The organism is Microbacterium sp., assembly GCF_011620715.1.
Lineage (GTDB): Bacteria > Actinomycetota > Actinomycetes > Actinomycetales > Microbacteriaceae > Microbacterium.
In genome coordinates this window covers 1-9,122 of the sequence record NZ_WOYP01000007.1, presented here as the reverse complement: position 1 = coordinate 9,122, position 9,122 = coordinate 1, and the positions used below count along the sequence as shown (strand labels likewise).

Genomic DNA, 9,122 nt, shown 5'->3' with positions numbered 1-9,122 from the left:
CGAGAAGGTGCGCTGCGTGCCGAGAAGGTGCGCACCTTCTCGGCGGAGGATGCACCTTCTCGGCGGAACGGGGGCAGGATGAGAGCGTGGCAGAGTTTCCGGACGCCGAGTACCTCATCCTCTCGAGTCGGCTCATCCCCGACCGCGACGGGGGGTATGCGCTGGCGACCCTCGCCCGTGCGCGACAGATGGCGGGGGCGGGCGTGCACGGCGGGCTCGGACCGCTGCTGCTGACGCTCGACCCCGGAACCCCTGCCGAGCATGCCCAGCACCGCGCCGCGTTCGCGGGCCGCGATCTGGTGATCGACCCGGCGCGGATGCGCAACCTGTTCGATGAGTCCGCCGCGCCGCGCGGCGGAGCCGCGGATTGGCTGCGCGCCGCGGCGCACCCGGGCGAACCCGACCCGGCCCTCGAATACCGTGTGATCGCGGATGCCGAGGGGCGGTCCGTCGTCGGGCTGCCGGTGATCGCCGGGGATCCGGACTGGCATGTCACGGCCGCTCCGGTGGCGGTCTACGACGACCGCGGCTTCGTCACCGGGATTCTCGAGGGCTTCGGGGCGCTGTACCGCGCCTGGCTCGAGCACGTCGTCTCCGGCCTGCGCGGCGGCGATCCCAGCCGCCCGGTCGTCGTCGTGTGCGAGTCGCGGCAGCTCGGCGAGCTGCTTGCCGGATGGGACGACCCGGCCCTGCGTCTGGTGCATGCGATCCACACCATCCACCTCGAGCCGCCCTACACCCCCGATGCGCCGGTGAATCCGCTGTGGTCGCGGTGGTTCGGCCTCGCCGAGCGCTTCGACGCAGTGCTCTGGCCGACCAGATCGCAGCGCTCAGATGTCGAGGACCGGTTCGGGTCCTCGCCCGTGCACGTGGTCGTGCCGCACGCGGTCGGGGCTGCGGCATCCGTCGCCCCACTGGCCGAACGGGTACCCGGCCGCGTCGTGATGCTCAGCCGGCTCGCGCCGGGCAAGCGCATCGATCACGCGGTGCGCGCATTCGCTGTTGTTCGAGAGTCGGTGCCGACCTCGACGCTGGACATCTACGGCGAAGGGTCCGAGCACGATGCGCTTCAGCGGCTGATCGACGAGCTCGGACTCGACGCGCACGTCGTGCTGCGCGGGCTCACGAGCGATCCTGGTCACGAGTTGGATGCGGCATCCGTGTTTCTGTCGACGTCCGCGTTCGAGGGGCAGGGCCTCTCGATCGCCGAAGCGCTCGTGCACGGCTGCCCGGTGGTCGCGTACGACGTGCGGTACGGTCCGCGCGACCTGCTCGCCGACGGCGGCGGGATCCTCGTTCCGGATGCCGACCTCCATGCCCTCGCGGCGGCCCTCGTCGAGCTGCTCACCGACGTGGAGCTGCGAGCCCGGCTGAGCGCCGAGGCCGTCGCCGCGGCGCGCGCCGTGCATCCGGATCATGCGATGGCCGCGCTCGCCCAGGCTGTCGGCGACGTGCTCGCCCGGCCCTCCCGCCGCAGCGCCGGCTGAGTCTCGCCCGACCGCGCGGAGGGTTCAGCCGGAGGGCTCGCCAGGCCGAGTCCGGTCGGGCCAGGTCTTGCCCGCCGACGGGTCGTAGTCGGCGAGCAGCTCGCCCTGCGGGGGGCGCGCGGCCTCGGGCACATGCTGCAGGTTGATGCGCACCCGGTACCAGAGCGAACTCGCGCCGCGCATGCCGTCGACGAGCGTGTCGGCGGGGTGCAGCATCGCGGCCACGTCCGCGTGCGCAGCCTTCCACAGCTCGAGCACCTCCAGCGCCTCGGGCTTGGTTCTGGTGCGGGCGACCTCGATGAGCGGCATCGTCGATGCGCGTCGACCCGATCCGTCGGAGCCGCCGCGCGGCGGCTTCTCGGCCGGCCCCAGCTCCGCAGCCAGGGCGAGCAGCCCGTCGAGTCGGCCCACGGCGGCGTCGATGCCTTCATGCGGGTCGCCGATCCCGGCGAATCTCGCCGGCACGGTGAGCGCGGTGAACTCCTCGGGCCGCCTGACCTGGACCTCGGACCACTCCAGCGGGGTCGACACGCGGGCGTCGGGCAGGGGCCGGATCGAGTACGCCGAGGCGACCGTGCGGTCCTTCGCGTTCTGGTTGAAGTCGACGAACACGCTCTCGCCGCGCTCCTCCTTCCACCAGCGCGCCGTCGCGAGTCCCGGCGCACGGTTCCCGACTTCGCGGGCCAGGGTCTCGGCCGCCAGCCGCACCTGGCGGAAGTCCCATTCGGGCGCGATCCGCACCAAGATGTGCAGCCCGCGTGAACCGGAGGTCTTCGGCCATCCGACAAGGCCGACGTCGTCGAGCACCTCCCGGGCGACATACGCCACATCGACGATCTGCGACCAGTCCACGCCGGGCATCGGGTCGAGGTCGACGCGCAGTTCGTCGGGGTGCTCGAGGTCTTCGGCGCGCACCGGGTGCGGGTTGAGGTCGAGGCAGCCGAGGTTGACGATCCACGCCAGCCCGGCGGCATCCCGGATCACCGCTTCCTCGGCCGATGTGCCCCGCGCATAGCGCAGAGTCGCCGTGTCGATGAAGTCCGGGTGGTTCTCGGGCACGCGCTTCTGGAAGAACGCCTCCTGGTCGATGCCCTTCACGAAGCGCTTCAGCACCATCGGCCGTCCGGCGGCGCCGCGCAGGGCTCCGGGCGCGACGGTAAGGAAGTACTGCACGACGTCGAGCTTGGTCAGACCGGCCTGCGGGAACACCACCTTGTCGGGGCTCGAGATGCGCACCTCGCGCCCCTCGATCTCGATGGTGGTGTCTTTGCGCGCAGCGGGGCTCACTCTCGCCACGCTAGTGCGCGAGCGGATGCCGCAGCCAGGGCCCGGCGCGGAAAAGCGAAGGGGCCGCCCTTTCGGACGACCCCTCCGTTGCTGCCGAACGACTAGTTGGAACCGCGGAGAATCGCGAGGATGCGCAGGATCTCGACGTACAGCCAGACGACGGTGACCATGATGCCGAAGGCACCCAGCCAGCCGTACGCACGGGGGGCGCCGTTGCGGACGCCCTGCTGGATCTGGTCGAAGTCGAGCACGAGCGAGTACGCCGCCATGATCACCACGAAGACGCCGATGAGGACACCCCACGGGATGCCGAACAGGAAGCTGGGCTGGCTGTAGAGGCCGAATGCGCCACCGGCGATCGGGACGTTGAACAGCATGAGGCCGAGGTTGACCAGCGAGAAGACGAGGTAACCGATCATCGCGATCATGAAGACCTTGGTGGCCTTCTTCGACGCGCGGACCTTGCCGCTGGCGAACAGCGCGAGGGTCACCCCGACCACGGCAAGGGTGGCGATCGTCGCCTGAACGACGATGCCGGGCCACATGAACTCGAAGAACGCCGAGATGCCACCGATGAAGAGGCCCTCGAACGCCGCGTAGGCGAAGATCAGCGCGGGGCGGATCTTCTTGCGCGAGCCGAAGATCACGGCGAGCGAGAGCACGAATCCGCCGAGCATGCCGACGATCCAGGGAATGATGGTCGGGCTCGGGTTCTGCACCGTCACGGGCGACATCGTCCAGACCCAGCCGACGACGGCGGTGACGACCAGGATCGCGAAGAGGCCGACAGTCTTCCAGACGGTGTCTTCGACGCTCATCCGGTCGGTCTCGATCGCACCGGCGGCGGGGGCTGCGTACATGCCTTCGAGGCGTGCCTGGGCGGCCGCATCCGTTCCCGCGTGCTGCGCGGTCGCGTACTGCGTCTGCCCGCCGAGGCCGGCCGCGTTCTGGCCGCCTGGATACGTCTGCACGGCTTTCGGGTCCTGGAAGGCCGGGTTGTTGAATGCGGGGTTGTTGAGGGCCACTGCTCTCACACTCCAAATCAGGGGTCACAGCACCGTGCTGTGACTCAACGATATCCGATCGTCGCCGATCCGCCGCTGGTCTGCGCTGTGAGTGGGCTTAGAGCGGGCTTTGCCGCGCCTTCGACGCAGTTCGCGGCGTTCTGCGGCGCTGCTGCTGCGACGGATGCCGGAAAGTGCGTTCGGGACCGACTCGACCACCGCCGCGAGGCCCGTGCCGACCTCGGTACCCTGAAACGGTGCCCCGCACGCCCCCGCTCGTGATCGGACACCGCGGCGCGCCCGGATACCGTCCTGAGCATTCGCGCTCCTCGTACGACCTCGCGCTGGCCATGGGCGTCGACGCGGTCGAGCCCGATGTCGTCGTGTCGAAGGACGGCATCCTGGTCGTGCGGCACGAGAACGAGATCTCCGGCACGACGGATGTCGCCGATCGCCCCGAGTTCGCCGGCCGTCGCGCGACCAAGACGATCGACGGCGCCGAGCTGACCGGATGGTTCGCCGAGGACTTCACCTGGGACGAACTGTCCACGTTGCACTGCAGGGAGCGATTGCCCAAGCTGCGCCCGAGCAGTGCGAGCTTCGACGGAGAGCAGCCCGTGCTGCGCCTGCGCGAGGTCCTCGACCTCGTGCGGGCCGCATCGCTCGATCAGGGCCGCGAGATCGGCGTCGTGCTCGAGATCAAGCATGCGACCTATTTCGCGGGGCTCGGCTGGGATGTCGCCGAGCTGGTCGAGGCCGAGCTTCTCGACGCCGGCTGGGGGCGCGGCGAGCTGCCGCTCACGATCGAGGCGTTCGAGTCGACCGTGCTGGGCGGCCTGCGCGAGCGCGGCATCCGCGGAAGGTACCTGTACCTGCTGGAGGCCGGCGGTCGTCCGTTCGACCTGGTCGCAGCCCTCGGCCAGGACGCCCCGACCTACCGGGAAACCGCGCGTCCGGCGGGGCTGGACCGCCTCGCCGGAGTCGTCGACGGCATCAGTGTGGACAAGCGCATGATCCTCGCGCCCGACAAGCTCGGCCGCATGACCGGCCCGTCGCCGGTGATCGCCGACGCGCACGCGCGCGGGCTGCAGGTCTACACGTGGACATGCCGTCCCGAGAATGCCTTCCTCGTGCGGCAGTACCGCGGGCGCGGCGGCGCGGGCGCGTTCGGCGACTACGCGAGCGAATGGGCGGTGCTGCGGGATGCCGGCGTCGACGGCGTCTTCGTCGACCACGCCGACCTCGGGGTGGGCTTCTTCCGGGGCTGAGCCCACACGGTGCGCGGCGGCGGGGGAGGCTTCGGGAACCCTTCAGATTGGACGAGACGGTCCGTGTTATCTTGGCCACGCTGTCGGTGTCGAGGCTCCCTCCTCGGCGAGGCGTGTCTCGCGAGAATCTGAGGGAGAGTCGTGGCTGAGCTGCTGCACCGATTGGGGACCTTCGCCGCCCGCCGCGCCTGGACGGTGATCATCGCCTGGGCGGTCATCCTCGGCATCGCCGTGGGCGGCTTCCTGATCGGGTTCAAGGGCCTCACCACGAGTTTCGACATCCCCGGCACGGCCGCAGGCGAGGTGGTCGCCGATCTGCAGGATCAGCTGCCCGACTTCAGCGGAGCCTCCGGCACAGTCGTGTTCCACAGCACCGATGGTTCCGCGCTCACCGACGAGCAGCGTGCAGAGATCACCGCGCTCGCCGAGTCCGCCAAGGATCTGCCCGACGTTGCCGAGGTCATCGATCCGTTCGCGACCGAGCAGCAGCTGGCGGACCAGCGCCAGCAGGTGGAAGACGGCCAGACCCAGATCGCCGACGCGCGGACGCAGGCCGAGACCGGCCAGGCGCAGCTCGATGCGGCCGTCGCGCAGCTGGATGCGGCGCAGGCGCAGCTCGATGCCGGGCGCGCCCAGCTCGAGGCCGCCGGCGCGTCGACGGCGCAGATCGACGCGCAGCAGGCCGCGGTCGATGCGCAGCGTGCGGTCGTGGACCAGCAGCAGACGATTCTCACCGACGGGCTCGCGACGATCGCCGAGAACGAAGCCGAGCTCGAGCGCGGGGCGCAGCTTCTGGCTCTGGCCGACGGGATTCGGGTGGTGTCGGAGGACGGCGCCACCGCGATCGTGACCATGCAGTTCACCGAGTCCCGTCTGGAGCTGGCCGCAAGCTCGAAAGAAGCGGTGATCGAGCACTTCGAGTCCGCGCCGATCGACGGTGTGGAGGTGGCCTTCTCGACCGACATCTCGCAGGGAATTCCCGAGATCCTCGGCGTCGGCGAACTCGTCGGCGTCGCTCTTGCGGCGGTCGTGCTGATCGTCGTGCTCGGCTCGCTGCTGGCGGCATCCTTCCCGATCATCACCGCGATCGTCGGTGTCGCGATCGGGGCGATGGCGACGCTCGCCTTCTCAGGTGTCGTGCAGATGGCCTCGTTCACGCCCATCCTGGGCGTGATGCTGGGACTTGCCGTCGGCATCGACTACTCGCTGTTCATCCTGTACCGGCACCGAAAGCAGCTGCTGCAGGGCGCCGACGTGGTCGAATCGATCGGGCTGGCGAACGGCACCGCGGGCAACGCGGTCGTGTTCGCGGGCACCACAGTCGTCGTCGCCCTGCTGGCGCTGAACATCACCGGCATCCCGTTCCTGGGTCTGATGGGCACCGCCGGCGCGGTGAGCGTGGCGATCGCCGTGCTGATCGCGATCTCGCTGACCCCGGCGCTGCTCGGGCTCGCCAAGACCCGCGTGCTCGGGCGACGGGCACGCACGCGTGCAGCCGCGGCCGCCGCGCTCGGGTCCGACACGCCGCGCACGCGCCAGCGCGGCGTGCGGCCGATGTCGAACCTGCGTGCGGTGCTCACCATCCTCGTTGCGACAGCCGCGCTGCTGGTGGTGGCCATCCCCGCTCTGTCGATGCGTCTCGGGCTGCCCGATGGCGGCTCGGAAGCCACCGACTCCTCGGCGTATCGCGCCTTCACGCTCACCGAGGAGTCTTTCGGCGCGGGCGTGAACGGGCCTCTGCTGGTGACCGCGACCCTGCCGGACGGCCTGGACGACAGCGAGGTTCTGGACTATCAGCTGCAGATCGGCCAGGAGCTCGCCGCACTGGACGATGTGGTCGCCGTCGCGCCGATCGCGGTGTCGGACGACGGGACTCTCACGGCGTTCCAGGTGGTACCCGCCGAAGGGCCCAACAGCGTGACGACCGAGACCCTGGTACGCGACCTGCGCGAACTGCCGCCGATCGCAGACGGCGTCACGCTCGGGGTCGCCGGGCAGGCGGCGATCAACATCGACATCTCCGAGGGGCTCGCGAACGTGCTGCCGCTGTACCTTCTCGTCGTGGTCGGCCTGTCGTTCCTGATCATGGTCATGGTGTTCCGCTCGCTGCTGGTGCCCCTGATCGCCACCGCCGGGTTCGTGCTCTCGCTGTTCGCGACCTACGGGGCGGTGACCGCGATCTTCCAGTGGGGATGGTTCGGCGCTCTGCTCGGCATCGAATACCACGGTCCGATCCTGAGCTTCCTGCCCGTCATCCTGGTCGGCATCCTGTTCGGCCTCGCGATGGACTACCAGCTGTTCCTCACCACCGGCATGCGCGAGGCCTGGGCGCACGGTGCGCCCGCGCGTCTCGCCGTGGCCCAGGGGTTCCGGGCCGGCCGCACTGTCGTCATCGCCGCCGCGCTCATCATGATCGCGGTGTTCTCGGGCTTCATCACCTCGGAGTCCGTGATCATCAAGTCGATGGGGGTCGGCCTCGCGCTCGGCGTGCTGTTCGACGCGTTCGTGGTGCGGATGCTGCTCGTCCCCGCGATCATGCACCTGCTCGGCGAGTCGGCGTGGTGGGTGCCGAAGTGGCTCGACCGGATCATCCCGAACGTGGACGTGGAGGGTTCGGCGCTCGAGCGGCGGCATCCGGTGCACTACTCGCACCCGGACGCCGACGCCGCCGTGACCGCCGACGCCCCCGAGCCCGCCGGGGTTCGCTGAGCCCGCCCGGGGTTCGCTGAGCCCGTTGCTTCTGCGCCGTCGCTCGTGTCAGTCGTCGGAGACCGAGACGTTGACGACGATGTTGCCGCGTGTGGCGTTGGAATAGGGGCAGACCTGGTGCGCAGCATCCGCGAGTTCCTGCGCGATCGCGTGGTCCAGCTCCGGGATGACGACCTCGAGGTCCACCGCGAGCTGGAAGCCGCCGTCATCGTTCGGGCCGATGTGCACGCGCGCGCCGACCGTCGAATCGGTGACGACGATCTTGCGCGCGCGGGCGACGCCCTGCAGTGCAGAGTGGAAGCACGCCGCGTACCCGGCGGCGAACAGCTCTTCGGGATTCGTCCCGTTGCCCGAGCCGCCCATCGCCTTCGGCACGGCCATATCGAGGTCGACCTCGCCGGAGAGGCTCTTGACGTGGCCATTGCGGCCGGCGCCGGTGGAGATCGCTTCGGCGGTGTAGAGGGTGTTCATTCGTTGCCTTTCGGGTCGATTCTCAGGCGCCGACGAGGTTGTCGGCGCGGCGGCGGGATGCCTTGAGCGCCACGCCCTGATCATCGATCACCAACAGAGGCCGTCCTCGGATTCTTCCAGACGATCGCCATCCCGCTGGACGAGTGTTTTCAGCCTGTCTTCGCGCCCGATGCCGACCCGAAGCGTCGCGCACGTGCCTGGAGCATCCTCGACCGCCCTCGTGCGCGGCACCGCCGACGCCCGCAGCCCTCGCAGCGCGTCACTCGCGCTGTGCGAACTCCTCCCTCAGGCCAGCCTGGTGCCCGACCGCTCACAGAACAGCATCAGCTTCGGTTCTCATCTCCTTCTTCGTCGCAGATCGGCAGCGCTCCGACGTCCAGGTCGCGCATCAGTCGGGCTGCGTCGATCAGCGAGTCCGCCTCTCCGATGGTCGTCGGGTCTACCGACATGACCTCACGTGCAGGAGTCATTTCTCATTCCTCATGTCGTATTGGGCTGGCTGTCGTCGAAATCACGGAACTGTTGCGCATCGCTGTGTTGCGCGACGGGACGGTGCGCGAGAGTTCGAGTGTGCAGGAGACGGATGGTCTGTTCGTCGATCAATTCATCGAAGTCGGTGTCGACCTGCGTGGCGACGATCTGACTCGCCGGTCCTACCAGCAGCGACGCAGTGCCTCTCGATCCGTCAGGTTTGAGCACTGGTATTTCGATCGTTTCCGCGGTGCTCTCCTCCGCCAGGGCCACACAGTAGTCCAGGACGGCATCCGCGATGTCGTCGCCGGTCATCAGTTCGGCTCCGGTATAGGTGAGGATTTTCATACGGTGTTCTCTCGACGGTGGTTTAGTGAGGCGGCGGAGGGAAATGCGGGATGGCCGTCGGCCCAGTTGCGCCATCG

Annotated in this window: 8 protein-coding genes; 3 read left to right on the top strand and 5 right to left on the bottom strand. The window is 69.2% G+C overall.

Features of this window, described 5'->3' with window-relative positions:
* The first annotated feature begins 86 nt into the window (after positions 1–86).
* On the top strand, positions 87–1,487 hold the full coding sequence (locus QZV84_RS01255; protein ID WP_292824128.1) for a glycosyltransferase: 1,401 nt from the start codon (positions 87–89) through the stop codon (positions 1,485–1,487).
* Positions 1,488–1,511: 24 nt separating this feature from the next.
* On the opposite strand, the gene ligD is transcribed toward QZV84_RS01255, so the two are convergent.
* Together ligD and QZV84_RS01245 are read right to left on the bottom strand one after the other, a co-directional pair.
* Positions 1,512–2,774, bottom strand: a complete 1,263-nt coding sequence (ligD, locus tag QZV84_RS01250) for a non-homologous end-joining DNA ligase (RefSeq protein WP_292824125.1) — start codon at positions 2,772–2,774, stop codon at positions 1,512–1,514.
* Between the two features lie 101 nt (positions 2,775–2,875).
* Positions 2,876–3,799 carry a Bax inhibitor-1/YccA family protein gene (locus QZV84_RS01245; protein ID WP_292824130.1) on the bottom strand — a complete coding sequence of 308 codons (924 nt, stop codon included), beginning with the start codon at positions 3,797–3,799 and terminating at the stop codon, positions 2,876–2,878.
* A gap of 236 nt (positions 3,800–4,035) precedes the next feature.
* Between QZV84_RS01245 and QZV84_RS01240 the strand changes: the two genes are divergently transcribed.
* Together QZV84_RS01240 and QZV84_RS01235 are read left to right on the top strand one after the other, a co-directional pair.
* A complete protein-coding gene (locus tag QZV84_RS01240; RefSeq protein WP_292824122.1) occupies positions 4,036–5,046 on the top strand; it encodes a glycerophosphodiester phosphodiesterase family protein in 1,011 nt (336 codons plus the stop codon).
* A gap of 141 nt (positions 5,047–5,187) precedes the next feature.
* Complete coding sequence (locus QZV84_RS01235) at positions 5,188–7,755, top strand: MMPL family transporter (RefSeq protein WP_292824119.1); 2,568 nt, start codon at positions 5,188–5,190, stop codon at positions 7,753–7,755.
* A gap of 48 nt (positions 7,756–7,803) precedes the next feature.
* Here the strand turns inward: QZV84_RS01235 and QZV84_RS01230 are convergent, their stop codons facing one another.
* The 3 genes from QZV84_RS01230 to QZV84_RS01220 all read right to left on the bottom strand — a co-directional run.
* Positions 7,804–8,226: an organic hydroperoxide resistance protein gene (locus QZV84_RS01230; protein ID WP_292824116.1), complete on the bottom strand. Its 423-nt coding sequence runs from the start codon at positions 8,224–8,226 to the stop codon at positions 7,804–7,806.
* Between the two features lie 323 nt (positions 8,227–8,549).
* Positions 8,550–8,696: a CBS domain-containing protein gene (locus QZV84_RS01225; protein ID WP_292824113.1), complete on the bottom strand. Its 147-nt coding sequence runs from the start codon at positions 8,694–8,696 to the stop codon at positions 8,550–8,552.
* A 10-nt stretch (positions 8,697–8,706) separates the two neighbouring features.
* On the bottom strand, positions 8,707–9,122 hold a 416-nt coding region (locus QZV84_RS01220), incomplete at its 5' end, for a hypothetical protein (protein ID WP_292824110.1).

Excerpts from the sequence above, each read along its gene's own strand:
- QZV84_RS01225 (WP_292824113.1), bottom strand. The coding sequence starts at position 8,696 with ATGACTCCTGCACGTGAGGTCATGTCGGTAGACCCGACGACCATCGGA.
- QZV84_RS01230 (WP_292824116.1), bottom strand. The coding sequence starts at position 8,226 with ATGAACACCCTCTACACCGCCGAAGCGATCTCCACCGGCGCCGGCCGC.